This is a genomic window from Endozoicomonas sp. GU-1 (assembly GCF_027366395.1).
Taxonomy (GTDB): Bacteria; Pseudomonadota; Gammaproteobacteria; order Pseudomonadales; family Endozoicomonadaceae; genus Endozoicomonas.
This window is the reverse complement of the sequence record NZ_CP114771.1, coordinates 3,119,862-3,145,962: the sequence shown is the minus strand read 5'-3', so window position 1 is coordinate 3,145,962 and position 26,101 is coordinate 3,119,862. Positions and strand designations below refer to the sequence as shown.

The window sequence follows — 26,101 nt, the reverse complement described above, 5'->3', positions numbered from 1 at the left end:
ATGGATCTGCCAAAGGCACAGGTCACCTTCATGCCTCCCCCGGGGCAGCAAACCACCGGCTCAGCATTGATCAACGCCCTGCTCAACCTTTCCGACAGCCAACCACCCAAACCGGAAAACCCGGTCTACTCCCTGCTGATGTCTCTGCCCCAATCCTATAAAAAGCGCTATCCGGACAGGCCGCCCTGGACCGGGGAGGATTTTCAGTATCGGTTTGAGCAACAGGCCGGGGCAGAACGCCTGCTGGACGGTAGCCCCAGGCTTCTGCCCTGCCATCAACGCCGAGCCTTGCATGTGCTGTTGGCCAAGGCGTATCGCGGCGATCCGGAGATTTACAGTTTCATCAAGGCGAAAATTGCCGGTTATTATCCGGATCAGCCCACCGACAACCGCGCCGACCGATCCGCTCTGCAGCACTGGCTGACCTACCACCCAACCCCGGAGCTGAGGGACATCAAGGCCGATTTCTGGATGCTGGCCCGGCACTGTCCGGCCAAGGTACACCAAGGCAGCCAAGACCCGCATCCTGTATCTCACGGCTCAGTGAAGCAGCTGGCCATCTATATGGTCGCCGCCGCCCCCTGGGCACAGCAGTTGACCCTGGCGCAGCGATTGGGGGTTGATCTTCGGCTGGCCCGGAAAAAACGCTTTTTTGACGGGAACCTGCGCTCAACCTTAAAAGATACCCTGATTGCTCACCGGGCATCACTCAGGCAAGACACCATCATCAGCCAGACGACCGGGACGCTGGAGAGCCAGATTGCCGCCATTCTGATGGGGGATCAGACCGATCAACAGAAATCACAACAGATCCGGGAGTTACTGGCCACCCACTTTATTGATGATCAGTTACCCGGGCCGTGTCAGGATCTGCCCGATGCCCTCCTTGCCCGACAGCGCCATCACTGGTCCCGGCAGGAGCGGCGTCTGGTGCATTTGGCCCGGAGGGTCCGGGAGCATCCCGTGGTGTTCCTGCAGGGTGAGGCCGGAGCCGGCAAGACCTTTATGGCCAGAGCCATTGCGGCCGGGGCTGGTTATCCAGACTGTCAGGTGCTTCAGCTTGGACCCAACCACACCTCAGAAGCCCTGTTTGGTGGACCGCAGCTGGTCAGTTATTCAGTGGGCAATGGGGCGGAGGACCATGCCACCGAATTTTGTGAAGGGCCACTGCTGCTGTGGGCATTATCGAAAGATCCACCCCTGCTGGTGCTCGATGAAGCCAACCTGGTGCCAGAGGGTCTGCTTGCCCCCCTGGTCGGTTTAACCCGGCAGCCGCCGGTACTCCATTATCAAGGCCGGGAGTACGAACTGAAGGACCGGCACCGGATTATTCTCACCGGTAATCCGGATCATTATTCGGGACGTCACCTGGATAACACGCTGAAATCACGGATTCCCACCTTCTTTTATAACCCCTTGCCGGACAGCGTGCTGGCCAACGCCATCATTCTGCCCAATCTACCGCAGGCCTGGCCTGAGCACCTGAAACAACAGGCCCGTGACCGGCTATTAACCCTGTACAACCAGTTCCGGGAGCTGCAGGACCAGACCACACCCAGAGATATCACCGATGTGCTGGCCACCGTTCGCCAGATTCTCCATCACTGTTCCGCGACCGGGGACGACACGCCAGGGCAAGTCAACGCCCTGATCAGGCGGGCATTTATGGACAGTCTGGCCGGTGCTGTAACCACGGAATACCAGCAACGGCTGAGAACCCTCAACGTCTGGTACCGGGGCCAGTTCAAGGAGGATCCGTCCCTTTTGGCGGGGGTTGACGCGAGCTTTACTGATTTATCCAACGACTGCAGGCCGCCAATCCCGATGGTGACTTCTCTGCGGAGCCTGTCCAGCGACTGGTCTACCACTATTGGCAAAGTCTGGACAAGGATGACTCGGGACGCACCGCCATGCTGGTGGAAGGGCCGGCGGGCTGGGGCAAGGATTTTGTGCTAAAGAGAACCATCCGGCTCTGGCAACAACAGCAAGAGAGGAAACAACAGCCAGTACGTCCGTTTGTTCATATCAATGCCAACCCGAACCAGTGGACCACTCTGGCCGAGCGCGTTAAACAGGCCATGAGCAGGGGGCAACTGATCGCTATCAGTGAGCTTAACCTGATTCCCAGCCACTATGTAGAAGGGTTGCTGAATCATGTGTTGACCGGCCATGCAGCACGGGGATTTCGCCTGTTTGCCACCATCAATCCCGGCTATTTTGCCGGACGGGAAGCACTGAGCAAGGCCCTGACGAGCCGATGCACCCAGGTCAGGCTGGCTGCCCTTACCCCGGAAGACCTGGCAAAACTGGTACAGGGTTTGCCCAAGATACCTGATGGGTTGCCCAAGTGGCTGGCGGGTCACTTCCACCAACTGGCCACAGCACTGCATCAGCAGAACTGCGCGGTGCAACTGGCACTGGACGACCTGTTCAGCAGCGCCCGGCAGCTGGCCAGTCAGCGGCCTGAACATTGGCATCAGGCCTTGCGTAAACACTTGTCACTGCCCTTTCGTGCCTTGCCGACACCGCTGCCTCCGCTGAAGGAAGATATCACACGTCTGGAACGCATCCAGCAGGAAGAACGACGGCGCCGGGACCTTGAGGCCAGCGCCAATAGCATACCCGGACTGTTGATGCCCATCACGGTAACATTCGGGCCTGTACCCCGTTGTGGTGACCGGGTAATCACGGTGACACCGGAGGCAACAGATCAGGACGTCATGACCATTGCACAAGCCATGCAGCAAAATATGGAGATCAGCCGCAATAGCGAGTCAACGGTAAACCCGCAACAAACCGGTCATTCGGCTTATCCTTGTATATTTGGCGATATTTTGGCTCCCCGCCACTACCAGGTCACCAGATGCTTCCCCATAGACCCTTACGATGCCCGCCAATATCGTCTCTATTTTCGGGAGACCCGTCTGGATGAAGACGGCCAGTTGCGCAACTACCCCATCGACTGGACAAATGGCACGCTAACATCGTTGCCAGGATGGCCTGATGATAACGTCTGGAGGACCAACCTTGGCGCTGATGAACTGCCCGGCAAGTTTACGCTGATCCTGAATAACCAGTGGCAGCCCCTGCCTTCCCTGACGCCCAGAGACCAGCTCCGGGCACTGCGCTGCACCCCGAAAACCCCCGTTGAGCTGGCCCGAAGCGAGCTGACAGGGCAACTGTTAATCAAAAGTCAGGCATCCTCAGCGTCACCGGTAACGGTGGACTTTATCATTGCCCCCGGGCAAACCTATTTTACCCTGCTGAGACCGGGCGAGTGGCTGACATTACCAGAGGGAGTGTGCAGTCAGCGGCTTGCAGATCTGCTGGCAGAGAATATTTTTTACTCCGAAACCAACACCTGCAAAGCCTATGCAGAGCTGCGTAACATCCATGGGATCCCGGATATCCCGCAACGACTCAGGGCGTTGATGGATTGGCTGGCTACATTTTCTGACAGCAAAAATGTGACCGGACAAGATGAACAGCTGTTGCTGAATATGCTCAGGGAGAAACAGGGGGTTTGCCGACACAAGACGATAATCTTCCAGGTGCTCTGCCATTATTGGGGTATTCCTGCGCGGCAAGTAGGGAATACTTCGCACTGTTTTGTTGAGATCAGCCCCGATGGCGCCAACACCTGGCGACAATACCAGCTCAGCGGTGGCGGACGGTCCACAGCAGATATCACAGAACCCGACTGGGGCGATTATCATCTAGCAGTCTATTGTGACCTGATACCAATCGAGGGGGATGCCGATTCCGACCAACTTAGCGATTCAACGGAAGACATCATTATTTCGATTAACATTTACCTGGATTGTCTTGCAAAACAATTACAGTCAAGCAAAAGTACAATCCTCTTTACCACGATCATGCACGAACTTAAAGATATCTACTCTGAATTCAACAGAAGACCTGCAGACTCCGACATTTCTATCAGAGATTTTGGGAAAAACTGGGGGATACTGTTATCGCCACAAATGTTTTATCGGTTTGGTGAAACCATAAAAGATTGGGAAGGTATCATAGAAAAAAGCACTTGGCGTATGGTGGATGATAAAAGCAATAGCGGTATGAAATATTGCTTCATTGAAAGTCAAATGAAGATATTATCTCAGCTGATACAGGCACAAGAGCCTGATGTGCACTATTTGAACTGGTTATGTGATCTTTACCGTTCAGTGCCTCAATTTTTGCAATACATATTAATGGTTATCTTACAGAGTTTCTCTGGGTCCTGCGACTCCTGTCAGTTAAAAGACCGGGTAAAAACTTTGCTTATGTCTTATTCTCTAAGACCCATGAAAACTAATACTCTTAAGCCAATAAGAAATAATGATATACGACTTTCACAATGCTGCATAAACCTTATCAAAACGATGACCATGAGTCGGTCTCTTTTAGAGCGGCTATCGCAGCATCGCATCCATCAACAACTCCACCACCAGCCTGTGGGCAATAGCGTTATCATCCCTGATAAGCTTATGTCCGGCGAGGCTGCTTTCCTGAACGTATCAAAATCTACAAGCTACAAACCCATTATCTTCGATTGTACTTCTTTATCAACAGAAGAGGTAAACAAGAAGATTGCTCGAATAAAAAAATCCGGAATAAGGTCAGAAATTAGTGAAATATATGAGAGTGAAAAGAGTTTTGTAGAATTAGACAAGATAATAAAAAAAATATTCTATTATTGGCTGGCAGCACACCACATGAATGACACTCCTCCCATTTGGTTGACTCACCTTTATGATTTCTATTGCGTTACGGCGCAGCCTTTCTGGGAGACGGCCCTTACGTATAGCAATCACAGAATTGATCCCATGGCCCAATTAAAATTACCCCCGGAACATATAAAAAGCCATTTTAACCAACCATCCGCTGTCGTTCTGCAAAAGGATGATTTGCTTGCTCTTTTAGACGAGTTTCTTGTTTTGATCGCAGACTAGGAAAATAGATACCTTATACTGAGGAAGTGTAAAAAGTTATAAGCGAGTACCTGAATACTCAAGCCTCGCTTAATCATGTAATGTGGTTGGAATTTTGAGAAGTCGTCATTTATTTTTTAAATTGTCACTTCTTTTTTAACTCTCCAAACATTTGGTTCACCGCATAGTAACAAACTCCTCAGCGGAGGTTGGGTGAATGGCAACGGTGTCATCAAACTGAGCCTTGGTAGCTCCCATCTTTAAAGCCACAGCAAAACCCTGGAGCATTTCATCCGCACCGTGTCCAATCGCATGGATACCGACGATCTTTTCTTCTGCACCGACAGTTATCAGCTTCATTCGTGATGGCTGGCGATGACTGGTCAATGCGCTGAACATGGCCGTAAACTGGCTGGTATACACTTTGACATTATCATCACCATAAGCTTCACGGGCAGCCAGTTCCGTTAAACCCACTGTACCGATCGGCGGGTGGCTGAAGACAACCGTGGCCACATTGTCGTAGTTCAAATGCTCATCCGGTTTATTATTGAACAGGCGCTCTGACAGGCGACGACCCGCAGCAACAGCAACCGGGGTCAATTCAACCTTGCCGATGTTGTCACCCACGGCATAAATGCCATCGACATTGGTATTCTGGTATTTATCAACCGGAATGTAACCCTGGGCGTCCACCGTAACACCGGCTGCATCAAGATTAATACCTGCAGTATGTGGCTTACGGCCTACAGCCCAGATCACCGTATCAACATTTAATAAGTTACCGTTTTCCAAATGAACGGTCAGACTTCCATCGTCTTCTTTTACCACTTCTTTTGGTACTGAATGGGTATGAAGCTGAGGACCTTCAGACGCCATCACTTCTACCAGCGTATCAGACAGCATCGCTTCAAAATTACGCAATGGCTTGTGTTTACGAACCAGCAAATGCGTTTCACTGCCCAGGGCGTGTAGCACACCGGCCAGTTCAACAGCTATGTAACCCGCACCCAATACAGCCACCCGGCCAGGGCGCTCAGTCAACTCAAAGAAGCCATCCGAGTCGATACCGTATTCGGCTCCGGGAACATCTGGGATCAGGGGCTCACCACCGGTTGCAATGGTGATATGGTCCGCTGTGTAATGCTCACCATTTACTTCTACTGTTCTGGCGTCAACAAATCGTCCATAGCCGTTTATTACGGTAATTTTATTATTGCCCAGAACCCGTTCATAAGAAGCATGTATACGACTGATGTAAGCCTCCCGGCTGTCGACGAGCTTGCTCCAGCTAAATGACTTCAACTGCTGGTCAATGCTGATATCAAAGCCGTAGTCAGGCCCATAACGACAGGCATCAGCAATTTGCCCGGCAAACCACATGGCTTTCTTGGGAACACACCCTACGTTTACGCAGGTTCCTCCCAGATGCTTAGCCTCTACCAGCGCCACTTTTTTACCGTACATAGCTGCACGATTTGCAGAAGCGATGCCACCGCTTCCGCCGCCGATTACCAGATAATCAAAGTGGTTTGATGTCGTCATTTTATTGTCCTGATCATTGCAGAGCCGACATATGCCTGCCCTGAGAAAGTCTCTGATTACTATAAGGTCAAACTGCCCGATTTAAAGTATTAATATGCATTTGATACCTAACTAAATGAAATCATATTTGTTACATCTATTCCGAAGGTTACATCCAGGGGGTAAACGCAGTAACAGGAAAACAGCACCAGACATCGGGTGATACAATATGAATAGCCTGTTTACCCCTTATTTACCAAGGCCTGCGGAGACATTTATAAAAGCTGGCACGCCACTTGTATTATGTCAGGCGAGAACAAAAAAATCGTCAGAACATAACAACAATAACAACGACGATTCCCAGCCTCCAAAAATAATAATATCAGGCCGGGCCACTCAAGCAGACAGGTTTGCACGGTACCTCAAGGTAGCCGACAAGCAGGGATAAGAAAGCCGAGAAGACTGACTGAGTCTGGTAACAGGCGACAAAAGGCAGCGCGGGCATTCGACAGGGAAGAAATAAAGAGCTTCTGCGTATCTGTAAACCTGTCTGTTTGTTTATTTTTTCATTCTATAAACTTCTCCCCCCCCTCTTTCTTATTTAACTCTCTTCTTTACTACCCGGAATCCAGCCTGTGACAACTTGAAGCAGGTCAATATGTCGAGTTAGTGCTATGTTGTGGGTTTTGGGTATCTACTCACAAACCATTGGCATCTCAAATTATGACCAACGATGAACAAATCGAAGCCGCCAGAGCCTATATTGCTCTGTCCAATGCGCACAGGCTGGACTGGATATCTCAAATGTTTGATGAAAGCGCCAGCTACTACTCTGCCTTTCTTGGTGACTTCCAGGGAAAAGCCGCCATTCTTGACATGATGACGGCTTTTTTTTCAAAAATCCCTGATGTGAACTGGCATGTTAACAGCTACCGCAGCCTGGATGGCTGTTGTGTAGAACTTGAGTTTGTCAGATCGGGTACTGATATTGCGTCGGATGAATCTGTGAACGTACCAGGGGTAGAAAGGATTTTTTTCTCCAACGAAGGTCTGATCAGTCGTATAGAAGTGCATAAACCCTGAACCATGTTCGTCTGTTACCCGGGTTACACTCTTCACAATCCAGTACTCAACAAGTAACAGTTCACCCTTTTTCCATGGCATGACCTGAACGGTGCAGAAAAGACTTTCCCATTAAATATCAACAAGTTAAAAAACAACAAAGGTTATTGGCACACCATTTGTATATGACCAGTAGCAAACCAAAAAATGCCAAATAATAACAACTACATGGCGAATCCTGACCACAAATAACAAAAACAACAGGTCGGTGATTAAAGCAGATAAGTTTGCAGGATACTGAAGGACATCAACTGGCAAATTGCTGGAATGTTAATAAGATTGCCGCAGTTTTTTTAAAAACTGCAACATCAGGAAGGCAACGGGACATACCAGACACCTGTCAGTCAATAACAACAATAAAGATGCCTGGTAGTTTGTAAACTTATCTGCTTATCCTTTTCTACGCTGTAACGTAAATCCGGGTACTACTTTCAAGAATCAGACAGATGGACTCGGCAATATTCAGGGCTCCAGCGCTTGCCTCTGACTCTGGCTTCCAGAGTAGTTTGTTCACATTCAGGTGCCAGCCCCTCTTCCTGCGCTTTTCTGGCTACGGCAATCGCTATATCACAAGTCACCTGATGAATACGGTTCAATTCGGGCAGAAGAGCAGCGTCCGGATTCATAACCGCTGGCGAGGCCATGGCCAGTGTTTCCACTGCCGCATCCAGCATGCCATCGGATACGCTTTCAGCGTTACTGGCCAGGACACCAAGACCCAGCCCCGGGAAAATATAGATATTGTTACATTGGGCGACAGGGTAACGGTTACCATTGTACTCAACCGGATCAAATGGGCTACCAGTAGCAATCAACGCCCGACCTTCACTCCACTGAATAATATCTTCTGGCGTGGCTTCAACCTGGCTGATGGGGTTGGACAGTGGGAAGACAATGGGGCGCTCATGGTTCTCAGCCATTTTTTCAATGACTTCCCGGGTGAACAGGCCTGGCTGACCTGATACCCCGATGATAGCGTCTGGTCTGGCATGGTTGACGACGTCTGACAATCCGGGATTCTCATCACACCCCCATTGACGAAGTTCTGCACAACGTTGTACCAGCCGCTGCTGGAATGGCCGCAGGTCTGCCATCTGGTCATTCAACACGCCATGGCGGTCAACCATGAAGATTCGCTGACGGGCTTCTTCTTCGCTGAGTCCCCGGCCAACCATCAGGCGGATCAGCTGTTCGGCAATACCGCAACCGGCTGAGCCGGCACCAAGGAAGGCAATGGTCATCTCCTCAATGGACTTGCCTGCAGCTTTGGCCGCTGCCAGCAGTGATGCGGCAGTCACACCGGCGGTGCCCTGAATATCATCATTGAAAGAACAGAGTTCATCCCGGTATTTTTCCAGCAGTGGTGTGGCATGGTCGATGGCAAAGTCTTCAAACTGTAACAGTGCTTTTGGCCAGCGACGTTTCAGTGCACGAATAAAGTCGTCCACGAACGCATAGTATTCATCGTCTGCAATGCGCTCATGACGCCAGCCCAGGTAATTCGGGTCATTCAGCAACTGGCGGTTATTGGTGCCGCAATCCAGGACGATTGGCAGTGTTTTGTTCGGTGCGATGCCACCCACCGCACTGTAGAGAGACAGCTTGCCAATACAGATCCCCATACCGCCAATACCCTGGTCACCCAGGCCCAGAATACGCTCACCATCCGTGACAACAATCACTTCAATATTGCGCTTGAAGTTGGCCAGCATGGCTGAGATATGTTCACGCTGGGGATAGGAAATGTAGATGCCTCTTGGTCGACGGTAGAGGTCACTGAAGCGCTGACAGGCCTGCCCTACAACCGGCGTGTAGATGATAGGCAGCATTTCCTGAAGATGACGTTGCAGGAGAGCATAAAAAAGTGTTTCGTTGGTATCCTGCAATGCACGCAGGTAGATGTGCTTCAGTATCGGCGTAGGCTTGACGGAGAAAGACTTATAAGCTCGACGACATTGTTCCTCCATCGACTCTACCCTTGGCGGCAGAAGACCATGAAGATCCAGCTCACTCCGCTCCTCCATAGAAAAAGCGGTCCCTTTGTTCAACAGGGAGTTTTCCAGCAACAAACGGCCTGTGAGGCCAGTATGGATGCTTTGGTCGTGTTCGCTCATTGTTTTCCTACGTTTTTTCAGCCGATGTGTCAGCCGTTTTTTCAACAAAAGTGTAACCGGAACTGCTGATATAACAGTCAGTGTCAGCAGGGGCACAAAGGATAATCCTTAGTGCAGGAGCAGAACAAACGGAATAACCGAAATAATCAAACATGTATAACGTCGGCAGCAACTGTCTGAAAAACAGACTGTCTCAACGATTTGGTGGATTTTGCCCTGAGGCCAGGAACTGGTATTTGTTACCTTGCGGGAGCATTGTCACATTTTGAGGGGGGCCAGGTAACAAATCACAACCGGTGAACTGTGCATTATTTAATCATAAAAAACACGCCATCATTCGGAAACCACGTACAGCAAGGCATAAGGGAATTATCTCTATTTTTGGCACAGCAGTTGTATTAGTTAAAGCAACAAGAACAAAACACCCACCATAAAAACAATAACAGGGTTTGGTGCCGACTCACCAAAGCGTTTTATAACAAGAACAATAAAGAGTCGGCAGTAACAAGCAGATGGGTTTACAAGGTGCTTTTTTGCGGACGCAGCACCAACAGGGATACCAGGGCGCTTAGAAGATCAGCTAAATCCGGAGTAATATCGGAAAGGCGGCCGGGCAAAACTGGAAATATGGAAGTTAAATAAAGCTATTTTCCACACAGCTTGCAAACCCATCTGTTTGTTTTCCTTTTAAGCCTTGGAGCGTCTAAGCTGCGACAGTAGCATCCCGGTCATCATCAGGCCGCACCCTAAAAAACCTCTCAGTCCAAGCTGCTCGTCCAGCAATAACCAGCCTCCCAGTACCGCAAAAACAGCTTCCAGACTCATAATGATAGCCGCATGAGAAGAAGCTGCATCTCTCTGGGCAATGATTTGAATCGTAAAAGCGACACCGGTAGAAAGAACGCCGGCGAACAGCAGAGACCCTGCACTTTTTAGAATGGCATCAAGGCTGATGGGTTCAAGATAAAGGGCAACCAGCATGCTGCATAAAGCGGTCATAAAAAACTGTATTAATGACAGCCTCAGCGGATGAACATGCCGGGAAAGCCAGCCAATAAGCAGTATTTGAATGGCATACATAAGGGCAGAGCCTAACGTCAGCACGTCACCTTTATTGAAATTAAGGCCATCCTGTACGGTCAGGAAATACAGGCCCGCCAGCGCAATGGCTCCCCCAGCCAGGTTGCAGGTCGGGTACTGTGCCCAAACCAGATCCCCAGTATTGGCACCAGAATGATATAAAAACCGGTGATAAAGCCAGAGTTACCCGCTGTGGTATACAACAGACCAACCTGTTGAAAGGATGAAGCAAGAAAAAGTACTACACCGGTCAACGGCCCCCATTTCAGCAGCAATTGACTGTCGTATTGCGTTTTATGGCCGGAGACTTTCTTTCCGGAGATGTTTTCCAATAGAAAATAAACCGGTAATAACGAGATAAAGCCCAGAGCAAAACGGCAGGCATTAAACAGAAATGGTCCAAGATGCTCCATGCCTTTGATCTGGGCAACAAAGGCAAACCCCCATATGGCAGACACCCCCAGTAGTAAAACATCTGCTCGAAGCGCTTTGGTTTTCACAGTGCATAACCCGGCTTGTTGTGGCCATCCTTTCGCCAGGCTGGCCCGATTATTATTGATGAAGGCTTGTACCGCTATCAGCGGCTTATCATTGTCGCCTGTTTTTTTGCTGAGAGCATTTTGCCACCAGCAGCAAGGCTCGAAAAGTGTTTATCGACGGATGATGCAAACCCGGGAAAATAGACTAAGCCCTCATGGCGCAATACCATTACCAATCAGTATTTTCTTAAGGTTCGGACAAGCCTATGGTCGATATGCATCAAACCTGTTGTTCTCTGCTGCCTGAGCTGTCTGAACAGGACATGGGGCGACTGGCAAAAATTTTCCAGCTGCTCGGAGACACCAAAAGACTGCAGCTGGTCATTGCCTGTCTTGAAGAGCCACAGCCGGTATGCTGTCTATCGGAAATTTCGGGCATGTCGCAACCTTTAACCAGCCATCATCTGCGCAGTTTGCGGGAAGCCCGAATCCTGCGATCAACCCGCAAAGGAAAGCAGGTACTCTATGAGTTGGATGACCACCATATCCGTCATGTCATTCTCGATATGGCGAATCATGTTAAGGAGCGTCAGTAAGATAATAAGTAGTTGGCCAAATGGAATCGTATTTTCTGGCTAAGTGGGCAGTTACTATGCAAGGCACAACGTAGGGAGCATAGCCGTAGCTATGTGACCGTAGTTGTAACGCCGCACGACTGCATGGATGCAGGAGCTAGAGCAACGCAGGAGCAGTTGCCGGGAGTGACTGTCCACTTAGTCAGAAAATATGATTTCATTTGGTTAACTACTTACGGGCTATTGCTTGAGTTTATTTTCCTGGATGCTGAAAACCGCTTCGATATGAGGTCGAAGGATGGGTCTGTTTTCATGTAGAGCCATAGATAAGGCAATATCCACTTTGGAAAACTCACTGAGCTTGTTTTCCCGATTTTGCATCTCTTTGATGTGGTCGAATGCATTTTCAAGGTGGACTCTTGCCCCATGGGTAGTTGCACCCTCGGCAGGAGTCGTATCTCTGGAATGTAAGCCATAAAATTCGTATGCCTCCATTCTTTCACCACTGGCATGGTGTAATGAGTTGAAGGCAGATGTTACCGAGCTGCTGGCAGCAGTGGCAGGGTTTTTTTTAGACGCGCCGTTTTGTACGCCATGCAAACTGAAAGCCTCAGAATCCTCTATCAATTTGCCAATCGTTTTTAAGTGGATCATTTCGTCAATTCTGGCCTGAAAATCATCCGCTGTGACAATGTCTGCACTATGCTCTATCTTTCGCTCCGCCAGTGAGGTTGCTGGTTTGGAGTTATCCCCCGGGGCTTCAGGTATCTGCTTGATGGCCTCAGTGGTAGTCACCTGTTTATTGTCAGCGGCTTTACCCGGGGAATCGGACACAATGTCATTATTTGGAATAGTTGGTTGCGATGATGAAGGACTTGCGGGGATAGCGCTCATTATTCTTTCTCCTGATAACCATTCAGCCTGATTCAAAAATCCATTATTTCTGGTATTCAGCTTAGCAGTGGATTTCTCCGCAGAGCAGTTACTGCATACTCTCCGTAAATCAAACACGGGTTTATGCTCCGGTCCATAATAAGAAAGAATTAATCGAACAGACGCTTGATAATTGCACAATGCACTTAACAATATTCATTTTCATGGCTTGACGCATCATAGATATAAAATTATTTTTATATAAACATATTTTTATATTATTACGAGTAAAGCCATGTCATCCTGCTCCGCAACCCACAGTGACAGCCCACAGAGTGACACAATGAAAAGTAGCTGTGCTGCATCTTCATGCTGCGGCAATAACACTCAATCAGAAGCTTCTACAATAGAAAGTCAGACTTCTTCGGTTTCCGGTAGTATGCAGCTAAGCTGGATCATCACTGGCATGGACTGCCCAGGCTGTGCCGCCAAAATTGAGAATGCCGTAAAGGGGCTGAACGGTGTGACTCAGGCTCGGGTCACCTTTGCAACGGAGCGCCTGCTGGTAGAGGTTGAAAATCGAGCTGGCATCAATGACGACATCCTTAAGACTCTCAAAGAACTGGGCTTTTCAGTTAAGGACGACGCCGCTTCAGAAACGGCAGCTGGCAGTGTCCTGAAAAAATACTGGCGCATTATGTCACTGGCTACGTTTATGCTGGTCGCGGTATTGATTCAGGGTACCTTTCCCGTTGCTGGCAACGTGTTTTTTTACCTGGCGACACTCTGGGGGCTCTACCCTGTTGCGACCAAAGCATGGCAATTAGCCAAAAGTGGCTCTCCCTTTTCCATCGAAACCCTGATGAGCATCGCGGCCATTGGTGCCCTGTTTCTGGGTGAAACCGTTGAAGCCGCCATGGTGCTTCTGCTATTTATGATCGGTGAGCATCTGGAAGCGTTTGCGGCAGGGCGGGCTCGACAGGGTGTCCAGAAGCTGATGGCGCTGACACCAGAAACGGCTTACCGTATTGACCCCGATGGGCATAAAACAGAGGTTTCTGCCCATACGCTGACACCCGGAGACATCATCGAAATATTACCGGGCAGCCGTCTGCCCGTTGATGGTGAACTCTTAACGCCTGACGTCAGCTTTGATGAAAGCGCACTGACCGGCGAATCCGTCCCTGTTGAACATAACCCCGGTGAGAGTGTGATGGCTGGTTCGTTATCGGTGGATCGGGTTGCCCGACTCAGGGTGATTTCAAAGCCCGGAGAGAGTGCGGTTGACCGTATCATCCGTCTGATCGAAGAAGCAGAAGAGCGAAAAGCGCCAGTTGAACGTTTTATTGATGCATTTAGCCGCTGGTACACACCATTAATGATGTTTCTGGCGGCACTGGTGGCGGTTGTTCCGCCGCTGGTATTTGCCGGGTCCTGGGTAGAATGGATCTACAAGGCACTGGCACTGTTACTGATCGCCTGCCCATGTGCACTGGTGATTTCAACGCCTGCTGCGGTTACCTCGGCCCTGGCCAGGGCGTCTCGCAACGGTGCACTGGTCAAGGGTGGTGCAGCCCTTGAGCTATTGGGTTCGGTCACAACGGTCGCCTTTGATAAAACCGGCACACTGACGGAAGGAAAGCCTGCCGTTACTCACATAGCATCGTTTGACCACTCAGCATTCAATCCAGAGCCCAACCCAGAGCAGGAAATCCTGCGACTGGCTGCAGCCGTCGAGTCAAGTTCAACACATCCACTGGCTAAAGCCATCGTCGTCAAAGCTGATGAGATGAATATCAGTCTCCCTGCGGCCACGGACATTGTGGCCAAAGCCGGACTGGGTGTGCAGGGTCAGGTGGAAGGCAAAGCGGTGGTCGTTGGCTCACCACGACACTTACAGGACAGTATTGATCTGATTACAGGCGCTCAACAGAAGCTCCAACAGCTTGAAGAGCAGGGTAATACCATTGCGGTAGTGACGGTTGAAGGGCATTTGGTGGGCTTTATTGCCCTGCGGGATGAACCAAAAGCCGAGGCTCCGAATGCCATCGCAGCCCTTAAGGCCATGGGTATCAACAGTATCATGCTCACTGGTGACAACCCACGGGCTGCGAAAGCCGTCGCCAGCCAATTAGGAATGGAGTATCGTGCGGATCTCCTGCCCGGAGATAAATCTGCTGAAATAGAGTCGCTGCGCAAACAAGGCCGGGTTGCCATGATCGGTGACGGCATCAACGATGCCCCCGCACTGAAGACGGCAGATATCGGCATTGCCATGGGATCGGGTGCCGACGTCGCTCTTGAAACCGCAGACTGTGCGCTGACCCATAACCGTGTGGCAGAACTTGCGGACCTTATTGGCCTTTCCCGCGCCACCATGTCCATTATCCGCCAGAACATTTTTCTGGCCGTGGGCAGTAAAGCCTTCTTCCTGGTCACCACCCTGCTGGGCATAACCGGACTCTGGGTTGCTGTCCTTGCCGACACCGGTGCCACAGCCCTGGTCACTGCCAATGCCCTCAGGCTATTGCGAAATAAAAAGGGAGCACGTTTATGAAATATCCGGGTTAGCGCTTTTCTGATCCAGCCTGTGATGCTTTACCACGGAAAAAATCAGCGAGCACCTCTCGTGTTTCCACCAGGGGAGATGTATTCCTCAAATCCGCTGCAATGATGGGTGACAGCAGCTGCCCGGTATCTTTATCGAAGTAATCTCCTCTTTCGATATCCATCGATAAACGAGGTTTGTTGCTGACATGTTGACTCTTATGCTCATCGATATACTGCACAATATCTCTCAGAAAGTGCAGGGTCATGACGATACGCGGAATCAACGCTGACTCTGCCCAGTGACTGAATTTCAGTTGCGAATCGGTATCCGCCCCCCACTGGTCAAAGCGGTTCATCAGTTGGCTTTCCTCACTCGAAAAACCATGGCTGAGTAACTGACGGAAAATAACTTGATATTTTTCCTGCCATTTCCGGGGATGCGTTGCCAGCTCAAACGCTATAACTGACAGATCATCATAGTTCAGTGAATGAATGTTCCTTAGCCGGTCGTCCAGGGAATCCCAGTAGGGATCCAGGCGATACGCGAAGAGGCTGTGTTGCTGCCTGGCAAACGACACCATCAAGTGACTGACCCTGTCCATGATTCCGGTATTACCAGTCGGTAATGCGTCAAGCCATATATCCCTGGCCAGACGGAAGAAGACCGGATAATCCAGATATACGCCTGGCTTGAGTAGCAGAAAATCGGGAGGCGGATTTTTGATCAGGTTCTGAATCTCCCGGGGAAACTCACCGAAATAGTGTTGAAATTCCTCTTGAGAAAGATCCTCATAGTCCTTTGGATCAAAATGTTCAAAAATACTGGGAAAATCAGGGTGAATGCGCGGATGGGCACGGGGGTAATCAGAACGATATAAACGACAGAAATTAGTAACAGACTTGAAGTCACACAAGAACTGTCTGGAATACATGCCAACCGTCAAAACCGGCCAGCCATAGCGGACATAGGCAGCCGACTCCTTCAGGGACTCTGGCCACTGGCTGACAATCCGGGACACTGCTTGCAGGTCTGGCCAGACCGAGGAGAGATGCAGGTTTATTTCACTTTTCACACATTCATGTATTGACTGGGCGAGCGTCACGACCTCTCTGGCCATGGAGGCTTTCGCCTTGAAGCTGGGAGTGTCGGAGATCACTTGGAGAATATGGTCCTTCAGATGTGTGATTGCCCGTTCATGAAGCTCCTTTCTGCGTCTGAAAGATCCCGTTCTGTGTCTGAAATATCCAGCTCGGAAAACTCCCGCATCTGCAGGTCCTCGGGCTCCGGTAAGTCAATAGCTGTGCTTCTGGAATCGAAGGTTGCCGATGGCAGGCAGCAAGCCACCTGATCTGCCGAAAGCAGTACAGGATCGAGCGCACCTCCGACAACAGGGTGAGAGTCGGATGGTATTGATGGGAAAGGATTAGCCATGAAAACTCCTGATAAGCGTAAAAACAACAGTTGTCTACTTGATCAAATGAATAATGGGCTTTTGGACTCATTTCCTCTGCTCCCCGAAGGAATGCATAGCAAATCTCTCCATAGATGTATCACTTCGGCTAAACTCTCATGCTTCTCAGGGTTTCTGTGAGGCCTTGCCTCTGAAAAAATCAGCGAGCACCTCCCGTGTTTCCTCCAGGGGAAATGAATTACTCAGATCCTTTGCCAGGATGGGTGGCTGCAGCTGCCCGGTACCCTTCTCGAAAGTAATTGCCATTCTTGATGCTCTCCAAAGAAGAGGTCATCCATGTTGAAGACCTATCCTTACGCTCATCGATATACTGCGCAATATCTTTCAGAAAGTGCAGGGTCCTGGCGGTATTCGGAATCAATTCTGACTCTGCCCAACGACTGACGTTCAGTCGCGAATCAGGATCTGCTCCCCAATTGTCAAAGTGCTTCATCAGCTTGCTTTCCTGGCTCGAAAAAATATGGCTGAGCAACTGCCGGAAAATGTCTTTATAGTTTTCCTGCCATATCCGGGGACGCGTCAGCAGCTGAAATGCTAAAGCTGACAAATCTTCATGGTTCAGTGAGTGAGCGTTCATTAATTGGTTGTGCAGTGAGTCACGGTAGCGTTCCAGGTAATGGTAATCAGTTGTGCTGTGTAGCCAATGGGTAGACGACACCATCAAATGACTGACCCTGTCCATGGCCCTGGTATTACCAGCAGATAATGCGTCAAGCCAGATATCGCTGACCAGACGGAAGAAGACCAGAAAATCCAGATACATGCCATTCTTGATTGACTTGGCATTGGCAGGATAATTTTTAACCAGATCCTGGATTTGCTGTGCATACTCGCCAAAGAACTCCTGAAATTCCTCTTGAGAAAATTTCTTCATATCTTTTAGATCAGTAACTTCAATACTAAAAGGAATATCATCGCGAATGCGACAATTAACATCCGGGTCATCAACATGATACGAGCAAACAATGTCGCTGTTAGCAGCATTGAAATTAAACAACAACTCTCTGGTATTCATGCCAACCGTCAAAACCGGCCAGTAATAGCGGATATAGGTTGCCGACTCCTTCAGGGACTCTGGCCAATGGCTGACTATTTCGGCCACTTTTTGCTTGTCTGGCCACGCCGATGTGTAGTGTTTTTGAATTTCGCTCAATGCTCCCTCTTCTATTGAATTGGCGAACTCCATGACCTCTCTGGCCATAGAGACTTTAGCCTTGATGCCGGGAGTGTCGCTGATCGCCTGAGTAATGGCAGCAAATGTGGTGGTGATGTCCACACGTTTTTTGGCAAGCATCTCAAGAATTTGATCCATCCGCGGTGTGATCGCCCGGTCATGCAGCTCCTTTACTACGCCTGAAATATCCTGCTCAGAATACCCCAGTATCTGGAGTTGATAGCGCTCAGGCAAGGCAATAGCGGTGCTCCGGGAATCGAAGGTTGACGCTTTAGCCGTTGGAGGGCAGGAGGTATTCTGATCTGCCGAAAGCAGTGCTTCGGAAGAGCTGCCGACAGCAGGGGGCAGGGCGTGTGGTAGTGATGGAAAGGGATTAGCCATGAAAACTCCTGATTAAGGAACACCACAGTTGTTAGCATGATTAAAAAGAGATGGGCTTTCGACAGACGGGTCAGAAGTAAGTTCCCTAATTCAGGAGATGCATATTCTTGCGACTTTGGTGCAAGAGGATGACAATACTTCGATACCAGCTCCTCATGCATGAACTCCTATGACAGACGTCGTAAGCAAACAGCGCAAAGTATCCCGCAAGACTCAGGCCAGAAGTCTTGAGCGGAGAAGTACCATTCTTACGGTTGCCAGGGAACTGTTGGAAGAGCTCGCCATTAATGAACTTTCACTGTACCAGGTAGCAGAAAAAGCCGGAATGCCTCCCTCCTCTGTCTATCACTTTTTCCCCAAGGTAGACGCAATACTGGAAGCATTACTGGAAGACATTTTTAGCGATTTTGAAGCGATTCTGGATCAGCCCCTTGATGAGAGTGCAATTCATCACTGGACAGATATCATGCGACAACTCCAGGTCAGGTATGTGAGCTACTACCGACAGCACAAATACGTTCGGGACCTGATTCTTGGGCAGTACACGCCCGGCTCCCTGCTGCATGCTGACTACCAGCATGACGATGTGCTGGGTGGTCGAATCCGGAAATGTTACGAAGCGCATTACCAGCTGCCACCCCTGCCAGCCGGGTTCAATATTTTTGCCATTGCGCTGCAAATAGCGGACAAGGTTTATTCAATATCCCATCAGGAGCATGGCAATATTACCGATGTTATGGCCCGTGAGGGGGTCAATGCTGCGCTGGCTTATTTGGGGGAGTATATCCCAAGGCAACTTATTAACAGACAACCACCGTTGTCTGTCCAAGCTTGAGCTGCTCCATCAGGGGGATCGGAGGTTGTGCGTCAGTGAATAGTGTATCAATGTCGGCAACATGGCCCAGCCGAATCATGGCAATTCGATCTTTTTCCGCACTCAGGTGATGTTTCCGTTGACCGTACCGGGTGTTTTCAATACTGCTGTTGGGCAGACCGGCCCCGCCATGATGGCGGGAAATCTTGCCCTGATGGTCAAGCTCATTAAGATCCCGGCGAATGGTCTGGGGCGTTACCAAAACCTGCGTAAAGCATCGCCCAATGCGGGCGGTGATATAAGCAACAAGCCCGTAGAGGGCTTGCAGAACCGGAAGTCTTATGTATTTACAGGTGTTTGGTATTTCTGTAATATTTGCGACATGAAAACAAAACGTGCCTTTAAAGAAAGATTCTACCCAACACCTGAACAGGAAGCACTCCTTGCTCAGTCGTTTGGTTGTGGCCGTTTTGTTTATAACAACACCCTCCGTTTTCGCACTTTTGGGCTGGTAGGGCGAAATACCCCAAATTCAAAAAGAGACATTCGAGGCAAAGTATACGGCTGACAAAGGCCGCTTTCAGCATGAAAAAAGGCCAACTGTTTATCGCCAAAAGCAAAGAACCGCTGAATATCCGCTGGAGCCGAGAACTTTGTTCTGAGCCTTCCAGCATCACCATCAGCAAAGATCGGGCGGGCCGGTACTTTGTTTCCATGCTTTGCGAGTTTGAAGCTAAACCAATGTCTATCAGCAACAAGACAGTAGGTATTGATTTAGGTTTAACCGATCTGTTCATCACATCGGACGGTAAAAAATCCGGCAATCCCCGTCACACCCGACGCTATGAGCAAAGGCTCGCCTACCTTCAGCGTCAACTGGCTAAAAAGCAGAAAGGCAGTAACAATCGAGCCAAAGCAAGGCTCAAGGTTGCCCGTGTCCATGCCAAAATAGCCGACTGCCGGATGGATGCTACCCACAAGGCATCCCGTACACTCATTAACGAAAACCAAGTTGTGTGCGTTGAATCGTTGGATGTGAAGGGCATGATCAAAAATCCAAAGCTGGCAAAACATATCGCAGATGCCAACTGGGGAGAGTTTGTCCGACAACTGAAGTACAAGTCTGAATGGGCTGATCGTACTGTGGTTGAGATAGACCGTTTCTTTCCCAGTTCCAAGCGGTGCTCCTGCTGTGGGTTTGTCTATGAAAGTCTGCCGTTGTCTATTCGTGAATGGGATTGCCCTGAGTGCAATACCCATCACGACAGGGACATAAACGCAGCAAAGAATATAAGAACCGCCGGACTGGCGGGGTTAGCCTGTGGAGCGACTGGAACGGGGATAGCGGCTTAAAAACCGCTATCTAGGGAAGGCGTGTTGAAGCAGGAAGGTTCTTGGAGCGATCTAAGAACCCTCGCCCGATAGGGCGGGGAGTGTCAGGTTAAAATGTTGCACCAGAGCTTCAGTAGTCACAAAGCCTTCCTGCCTGAGCAGGGTGATGATCATTTCATGGCGTCGGCTCTGTGGGATCTGTTGCTGTTTATGCACAAGCTTTGTCGTTTTCTGAACGTCCATAAGTATTGAATTCTCAGGCTAATGACTGTGCCATGAGGGTCAACGGGTGCATCACTTTATGAGCGGTGTTCATTTCTATCTGCATCTTACAGGACTCGCAGTCGGTGACCACATAATCCACATTAAGCGCTTCGATCTGATCAAAGACACCCTGGCCAATGTTCTGAGAGGTTTGATAGTTCTCTTTTTTAAAACCGTAGGTACCCGACATTCCGCAGCACTTCTGGTCCAGCATGATCACCGCCAGCCCGGGAATACTGTTTAACAATTCCATGGTGTGAATCACGCCACCCTGTTTGATCAGGTGACAGGGGCTGTGATAGGCAACCCTCAGGTTAACGGGCTTCATATCCGGCGTATTGCCTTTGGCAAATTCCCTGGTAATAAACGCAGAGGCAAACAGAATACGTTCTCTGAGGGCGTGGTTATCCACATGAAGCACTTCCGGGTATTCGTCCCGAAGTGTCATGGCACAGCTGGGTTCTGTTGCCAGTACACATTCACTGTCCGCTAATGAGTCGGCAAACTGCCCCATATTCAGTTCGGCATTTTTACGGGCCTTATCGAAGAAGCCATTGGCTATCAGCGGGACACCACAGCATTTTTCTTTCTTTAACAGCGTGACACCGATATTCATGGCATTCAGGACTGCTACCAGATGTTTGCCCACGGTGGGGTCATTGTAGTTAGTGAAACAACCGTGGAAGAAACTGATTTTACGATTGAAGCGGTTCTGCTGCGCCTTCTGCTGTTGAAACCAGCGACGAAATGTTTGATGGGTATATTTTGGCAGTGTCTGTCGTTGATCAATGCCCAACACTTTATCCAGCAGCTTTTTAACGGGTTTCAGCTGCGTGGCGATGTTGACGACAGGTGCCGCAGGGGTAGAAAGTGACCCCATCATATCGGTGTGGCTGAGAATAAATTCCCTGGGGCCTTTTTTGAAACCGCCATGTCGGGCTTTGGCCAGTTGAATAACCGTACCTACATGAACACCCGACGGGCAGGCAACTTCACAGCGTTTGCAGTTGGTGCAGTGTTGCAATGCTTCATCATACAGCGCCGGGTTCTTGATGCGTAAACGTTCCCCGTCGGGGCCGGCCTGTTTGGGACCCGGGTAGTCCGGGTTGACTTCAGCGACCGGGCAGCGGGTGGTGCAGACGGTGCATTTAATGCAGCTGTCAAAGCTGGTATCCATGGTGTTCAGCATGTTTCTTCCGCCTGAGGTATCGTGGCAATAATCCTGTTGGCAGCAAACCAGCCGGTACTGATGGCTACCCCACCCGAACTGGCTTCCTGAACCGGGTTGAAACCATTGAGCACCGCACCTGCGCAGTAAAGATTATGGATTTTCTGACCGTTTCGGTACGGGTTTAACTGTGCACTGGTGTGAATACCGAAATGGCTGAAATTATGCGGCTTTCCATCCATAAAACGATGATCTGACCACTGATCTCTACTGTCCGGGGCATCAACATCAAGGCCAAAGACCGGCTCGGACAGATGATGGCGGTCACTGGCCAGCCCCTGGCTGAAAAAGCTGCCGGTGGCCAGAATAAAGTGGCTGGCGGATATGGGCATATCGGGGTTCAGTCTGGTCTTTACCGAGCACAGTCGGTTTTCTGCAAAGCAGCCACAAAGCACCTGGTCACCTTTCAGGAACATACCGCCCAACTGCCGGAATCGCTGTTTCAGGGCAGAGGCCATACGCATTCCGGGGAGTGATGGCGGCAAGGTCGCGACTTCACAAATACGCAGGCCGGTCAGTGTTTCAAGTTGACGGATCAGGTCATTACCACCTTCTACAGCGAGGACGGAGGGTATAACCACCAGATCAGCATTACCGGCTGCCTTCTGTAAAGCAGACGACAATATGTTTATACCATTAGGCTGGCTGAACAGGTCACGCTTAAGGGTTCGGGCTAACTCCAGAGAGCGCAGCTCATAGGCATTTCTGGTATTAATGTTCAGGGTTGCCGTTTTGATATCCGCCAGGATGAACTCTGCCTCAGAGAATCCGGGATATTGCTTCATACCTGCGGCCATCAGTGCCGGCTGAAAGTCACGAAAGCCGGCAATATTGATGATGGCAACACGACGTATGCCTTCTGCAGGAGCCAGCAACGGCAGGCTGCCAGCACCTTCCTGGCTCAACCAGGCTGGGCGAATGGCTCCCAGTGCCGTCAGACGACCATGATTCTGCTGGCCAGAATTGCTCAATTGGATGCCAGCTGCTGCCATTTGTTCGGTAAAAAATGTCAATCCCTGCTGTAAAGATGCTGCTCCCACTTTCTGGTAGGGATGGATGGAAGGCAGTTGACGGATGGCTGCGAATGGATATTCCACGAAAGAATTATCTTGTCCAATTCCGAACACGTCGATGGCACCGGAAGCAAAGGCCAGGGCACTCTCTCCAGCACTGATCACAACGGTTTTCAAGCCTGCGTCTGCGCAGCGGATTGCGCCGGTTAAACCCGCAAGGCCTCCGCCAATCACAATAACGTCGTAGTTCATCGGGCTACCTCTTCCTTTGACTCTTCCCCGCAGAGCGCAGCAGCTTGGCCAGGGTTGACACTGTGGGAATTTACCGGTGCCGGGTCATTGGGTTCCAGCTGGCTGTAGCCCAGAAGATTGTTGTACAGCCAGTAGCTCAAATCGGCTTCGCGCATCGCATCACCCCACAGCACCGGCCTGACGCCCTTCCAGCGTTCCTGCATAAACTCACCCACGCTGCTCAGCGCTTGTTCGCCGTTATCGTCGTGGGTTATTTCGCTGACAATACCGGCCGCTCGACAGGCACACATTTTTCCCTGGCAAGGCCCCATGCCAATGCGGGTCCGACGACGAAGGTCAACCAGATCTCTGGCATTAAGGTTATGGACGGCGTATTCGATTTCACCGCGAGTGACCATTTCGCACTCACAGATAACCGCATTCTGCTTTTTGTCGTTGGCAAGGAACTTTGCCGCTCTTTCTCCATGGCGGTACTTTGCTGAGCCTGATACCGGGATAGAAACCTGGGGAGCGTAAATATCGCTGTGTTTGCCATTAGCTCCGGGCAGTGGTCGTATAGCTGTGACACAGGGTTTGCTGTTACCCAGGTTTTTGGCCACCGCATCCGTGGCCATTTCCGCCATCAGCCGGTAGGTCATCAGCTTTCCGCCGGTAATGGTAATAAGACCCGGCAGGGCATCGGTTTCACCGTGGTCAAGCAAGACAATTCCCCGGCTGATATTTCGACCTGATGGATCATCCCCCAGAGAGATCAGCGGGCGAACACCGCAATAGGCACGAAGTACACGGGTCCTGGCCATGATCGGACAGAGTTTCTCGCCCTCAGCCAACAGAACGTCAACCTCGTCGGGGGTCACCCGGATGTTCTCGATGTCACCGTAGGGGATTTTTTCAGAGGTGGTACCAATCAGAGAGATGGTGTCCCCGGGAACCAGAATGTCGGCATCGGAGGGTTTACGACAACGGTTAATCACCATGCCATTAATGCGGTAATCAACAATCAATAACGACCCTTTAGCCGGGAACATGCGAATGGCCAGGTCTGCGTATTCAATAATCTGCTGGCCCCAGATACCGGCAGCATTCACCACCTGCTGGGCATAAATATCGACTTTTTCACCGGTTTTCACATTGATGCAGTGAACCCCTCGTACCCGGCCATTGTTGATGATCAGGCCAACGACTTTGGTATAGCTGAGCAGACGACCACCGTATTCTTCTGCATCAAGAATATTGGCAGCGGTTAACCGAAAAGGGTCTACGGTACCGTCTGGAACACGCACTGCGCCCAGCAGTTTCGGATTCACATTTGGCTCAATGCGCAGGGCATCTGCCGGTGTTAATGCCTCGGCCTGTATACCCGCAGATGTGCAGGCGGTAATGAATGTGTCCTGAAAGGAGAGTTCGTCCTCAGGCAGGGTGATGAACAGGCCACCGGTCTCTTCGATACAGTGGCTGGCCACTTTTCTCAGAATCTGGTTTTCACGGATGCATTCAATGGCAGAGTGAGGGTCGGTCACTGCGTAGCGGGCACCGGAATGGAGCAGACCGTGGTTACGCCCGGTAGTACCGTTAGCGATATCATCCTTTTCGACCAGAATTGCACGCATTCCCCGTTGCGCACAATCGCGAAGAACCCCCGCTCCGGTCGCGCCCCCGCCGATGATGACAACGTCGGTCTCTATCTGCCTCATTGAATTTGCTCTTACATGTTCGTTTATGTTCGCGGCGCGCACTATAAATAAACGGCAATATTTAGCAAATGACACAAATCAACAAAAAAGCACGAATGGTTATCTGGTCCGACAAAAAGCGAACATCAGAATTTTCCGGGTGTGGTTAATGATTAATCGAAGTTCATGAGGCGCATGAAAATTAATGTTGTTTTGTGGATTGGCTTTGTGCGTATTTCCCGCAATTAGCCTTCTTTATGGGTAATTGATTGATTTATATCAACCTTTCAGGATTGATAATGTTTGTTGTTGTTTGTAAAAATTCGCCGCCAACAAGGCATTTGCTGAATTCAGTATTTACGACACTGCCTTAACTAATAATTGTTGATCTGCGTGAAGCAGGTGGAAGTAGCCATTATGAGAAAATCATTGCTGGGGGAATGTCTTGCCGAGTTTATTGGCACCGGGCTTCTTATTTTCTTTGGTGCGGGTTGTGTAGCGGCGCTGGTTCTGGCCGGTGTTGATTTCGGCCAGTGGGAAATATCCATCGTCTGGGGTCTTGGTGTTGCCATTGCCATCTATGTGACCGGCGGCATCTCCGGTGCTCACCTGAATCCGGCCGTGACGCTTGCGTTAACTGTCTTTAAAGGCTTCAACAAGCAAAAGGTCATTCCCTTTATTATTGCCCAGGTACTGGGTGCATTCTGCGCTGCGGCCCTGGTTTACTTCCTGTACAGTGGCTTATTCGCTGATTATGAGTTGGCCCATAATATTATTCGTGGCTCTGAGAAGAGTCTGGCCACAGCGGGTATTTTCTCCACTTATGCCCACTCGTCACTCACTAACCTGCAGGCCTTCGCTGTTGAGTTCGTCATTACCGCTGTGCTGATGGGCGGGATTCTGGCCATTGGTGATGATAATAATGGTGTTTCCAACGGTGCACTTTCCGCTCTTTTGATCGGTATTCTTATCGCGGTTATCGGGGCATCTTTCGGCCCTCTGACCGGTTTTGCCATGAATCCGGCACGGGATTTTGGCCCGAAACTCTTCGCGTTTTTTGCTGGCTGGGGCGAAGTGGCGCTGACGGGTGCACGAGCCAACCCCTATTTCTGGGTACCGATTGTTGCTCCAATCTGTGGTGCCATGACCGGCGCATGGCTTTACATCAATGTGCTGGGCAAGCAGGTAGAACCTGCTGTGTGCGCCACACCTGGTTGTGAAATCAGAACCGCCTGATCGATTATTAGCCG

20 protein-coding genes and 1 pseudogene are annotated in these 26,101 nt (G+C 50.2%); 8 read left to right on the top strand and 13 right to left on the bottom strand.

Translation table 11 applies throughout. The annotated features are described in order from the left end of the window. A complete protein-coding gene (locus O3276_RS25500) occupies positions 1-1,956 on the top strand; it encodes an ATP-binding protein (protein WP_332328264.1) in 1,956 nt (651 codons plus the stop codon). Continuing rightward, the gene (locus tag O3276_RS12875; protein ID WP_269671712.1) at positions 1,911-4,952 is read left to right on the top strand and encodes a transglutaminase domain-containing protein; all 3,042 of its coding nucleotides are present in this window, start codon (positions 1,911-1,913) and stop codon (positions 4,950-4,952) included. The genes O3276_RS25500 and O3276_RS12875 overlap by 46 nt, the downstream gene beginning before the upstream one ends. Before the next feature lie 156 nt (positions 4,953-5,108). On the opposite strand, the gene gorA is transcribed toward O3276_RS12875, so the two are convergent. Further along, positions 5,109-6,476, bottom strand: a complete 1,368-nt coding sequence (gene gorA / locus O3276_RS12870) for a glutathione-disulfide reductase (RefSeq protein WP_269671711.1) — start codon at positions 6,474-6,476, stop codon at positions 5,109-5,111. A gap of 702 nt (positions 6,477-7,178) precedes the next feature. Here gorA and O3276_RS12865 point away from each other — a divergent pair. After that, entirely contained in the window at positions 7,179-7,538 is a 360-nt protein-coding gene (locus O3276_RS12865) for a nuclear transport factor 2 family protein (RefSeq protein WP_269671710.1), read from the top strand. 470 nt (positions 7,539-8,008) lie between these two features. On the opposite strand, the gene O3276_RS12860 is transcribed toward O3276_RS12865, so the two are convergent. The 3 genes from O3276_RS12860 to O3276_RS12850 all read right to left on the bottom strand — a co-directional run bounded on the left by O3276_RS12860 (position 8,009) and on the right by O3276_RS12850 (position 11,271). Beyond that, complete coding sequence (locus O3276_RS12860; RefSeq protein ID WP_269671709.1) at positions 8,009-9,691, bottom strand: NAD-dependent malic enzyme; 1,683 nt, start codon at positions 9,689-9,691, stop codon at positions 8,009-8,011. Between the two features lie 687 nt (positions 9,692-10,378). Continuing rightward, complete coding sequence (locus O3276_RS12855; protein ID WP_269671708.1) at positions 10,379-10,771, bottom strand: DMT family transporter; 393 nt, start codon at positions 10,769-10,771, stop codon at positions 10,379-10,381. A gap of 59 nt (positions 10,772-10,830) precedes the next feature. Continuing rightward, a complete protein-coding gene (locus O3276_RS12850) occupies positions 10,831-11,271 on the bottom strand; it encodes an EamA family transporter (RefSeq protein ID WP_269671707.1) in 441 nt (146 codons plus the stop codon). Positions 11,272-11,516: 245 nt separating this feature from the next. Between O3276_RS12850 and O3276_RS12845 the strand changes: the two genes are divergently transcribed. Continuing rightward, positions 11,517-11,846, top strand: a complete 330-nt coding sequence (locus tag O3276_RS12845; protein WP_269671706.1) for an ArsR/SmtB family transcription factor — start codon at positions 11,517-11,519, stop codon at positions 11,844-11,846. A 219-nt stretch (positions 11,847-12,065) separates the two neighbouring features. Here O3276_RS12845 and O3276_RS12840 read toward each other — a convergent pair whose 3' ends face one another. After that, positions 12,066-12,719 (bottom strand): hypothetical protein, encoded by a 654-nt coding sequence (locus tag O3276_RS12840; RefSeq protein WP_269671705.1) that lies wholly within the window; start codon positions 12,717-12,719, stop codon positions 12,066-12,068. Between the two features lie 274 nt (positions 12,720-12,993). Here O3276_RS12840 and O3276_RS12835 point away from each other — a divergent pair, with 274 nt between their 5' ends. Then, complete coding sequence (locus tag O3276_RS12835) at positions 12,994-15,255, top strand: zinc/cadmium/mercury/lead-transporting ATPase (RefSeq protein ID WP_332328102.1); 2,262 nt, start codon at positions 12,994-12,996, stop codon at positions 15,253-15,255. Between the two features lie 10 nt (positions 15,256-15,265). Here the strand turns inward: O3276_RS12835 and O3276_RS12830 are convergent, their stop codons facing one another. The 3 genes from O3276_RS12830 to O3276_RS12820 form a co-directional block, all read right to left on the bottom strand. Further along, on the bottom strand, positions 15,266-16,405 hold the full coding sequence (locus O3276_RS12830) for a hypothetical protein (RefSeq protein WP_269671703.1): 1,140 nt from the start codon (positions 16,403-16,405) through the stop codon (positions 15,266-15,268). 17 nt (positions 16,406-16,422) lie between these two features. Then, positions 16,423-16,680, bottom strand: coding sequence for a hypothetical protein (locus O3276_RS12825; RefSeq protein ID WP_269671702.1), 258 nt, complete (start codon positions 16,678-16,680; stop codon positions 16,423-16,425). Between the two features lie 218 nt (positions 16,681-16,898). Continuing rightward, on the bottom strand, positions 16,899-18,275 hold the full coding sequence (locus O3276_RS12820) for a hypothetical protein (protein ID WP_269671701.1): 1,377 nt from the start codon (positions 18,273-18,275) through the stop codon (positions 16,899-16,901). Between the two features lie 169 nt (positions 18,276-18,444). Between O3276_RS12820 and O3276_RS12815 the strand changes: the two genes are divergently transcribed. Then, a complete protein-coding gene (locus O3276_RS12815; protein ID WP_269671700.1) occupies positions 18,445-19,110 on the top strand; it encodes a TetR/AcrR family transcriptional regulator in 666 nt (221 codons plus the stop codon). On the opposite strand, the gene O3276_RS25765 is transcribed toward O3276_RS12815, so the two are convergent. Beyond that, positions 19,076-19,351 carry a DeoR family transcriptional regulator gene (locus O3276_RS25765; protein ID WP_442876521.1) on the bottom strand — a complete coding sequence of 92 codons (276 nt, stop codon included), beginning with the start codon at positions 19,349-19,351 and terminating at the stop codon, positions 19,076-19,078. The genes O3276_RS12815 and O3276_RS25765 overlap by 35 nt on opposite strands. 120 nt (positions 19,352-19,471) lie before the next feature. Here O3276_RS25765 and O3276_RS12805 point away from each other — a divergent pair. Further along, positions 19,472-20,442 (top strand): annotated as a pseudogene (locus O3276_RS12805) (RNA-guided endonuclease InsQ/TnpB family protein). A gap of 51 nt (positions 20,443-20,493) precedes the next feature. On the opposite strand, the gene O3276_RS12800 reads toward O3276_RS12805, so the two are convergent. From O3276_RS12800 to glpA, 4 genes are all read right to left on the bottom strand, one after another. Further along, positions 20,494-20,595 carry a hypothetical protein gene (locus O3276_RS12800; protein ID WP_269675980.1) on the bottom strand — a complete coding sequence of 34 codons (102 nt, stop codon included), beginning with the start codon at positions 20,593-20,595 and terminating at the stop codon, positions 20,494-20,496. 82 nt (positions 20,596-20,677) lie between these two features. After that, positions 20,678-21,874: an anaerobic glycerol-3-phosphate dehydrogenase subunit GlpC gene (gene glpC, locus O3276_RS12795; protein WP_269671699.1), complete on the bottom strand. Its 1,197-nt coding sequence runs from the start codon at positions 21,872-21,874 to the stop codon at positions 20,678-20,680. Then, entirely contained in the window at positions 21,868-23,178 is a 1,311-nt protein-coding gene (gene glpB / locus O3276_RS12790) for a glycerol-3-phosphate dehydrogenase subunit GlpB (RefSeq protein ID WP_269671698.1), read from the bottom strand. The genes glpC and glpB overlap by 7 nt, the downstream gene beginning before the upstream one ends. Beyond that, a complete protein-coding gene (gene glpA / locus O3276_RS12785) occupies positions 23,175-24,872 on the bottom strand; it encodes an anaerobic glycerol-3-phosphate dehydrogenase subunit A (protein ID WP_269671697.1) in 1,698 nt (565 codons plus the stop codon). Before glpA ends, glpB begins: the two co-directional genes overlap by 4 nt. Before the next feature lie 396 nt (positions 24,873-25,268). On the opposite strand from glpA, the gene O3276_RS12780 reads away from it, so the two are divergent. Then, positions 25,269-26,087 (top strand): MIP/aquaporin family protein, encoded by an 819-nt coding sequence (locus O3276_RS12780; protein WP_269671696.1) that lies wholly within the window; start codon positions 25,269-25,271, stop codon positions 26,085-26,087. Positions 26,088-26,101 lie beyond the last annotated feature (14 nt).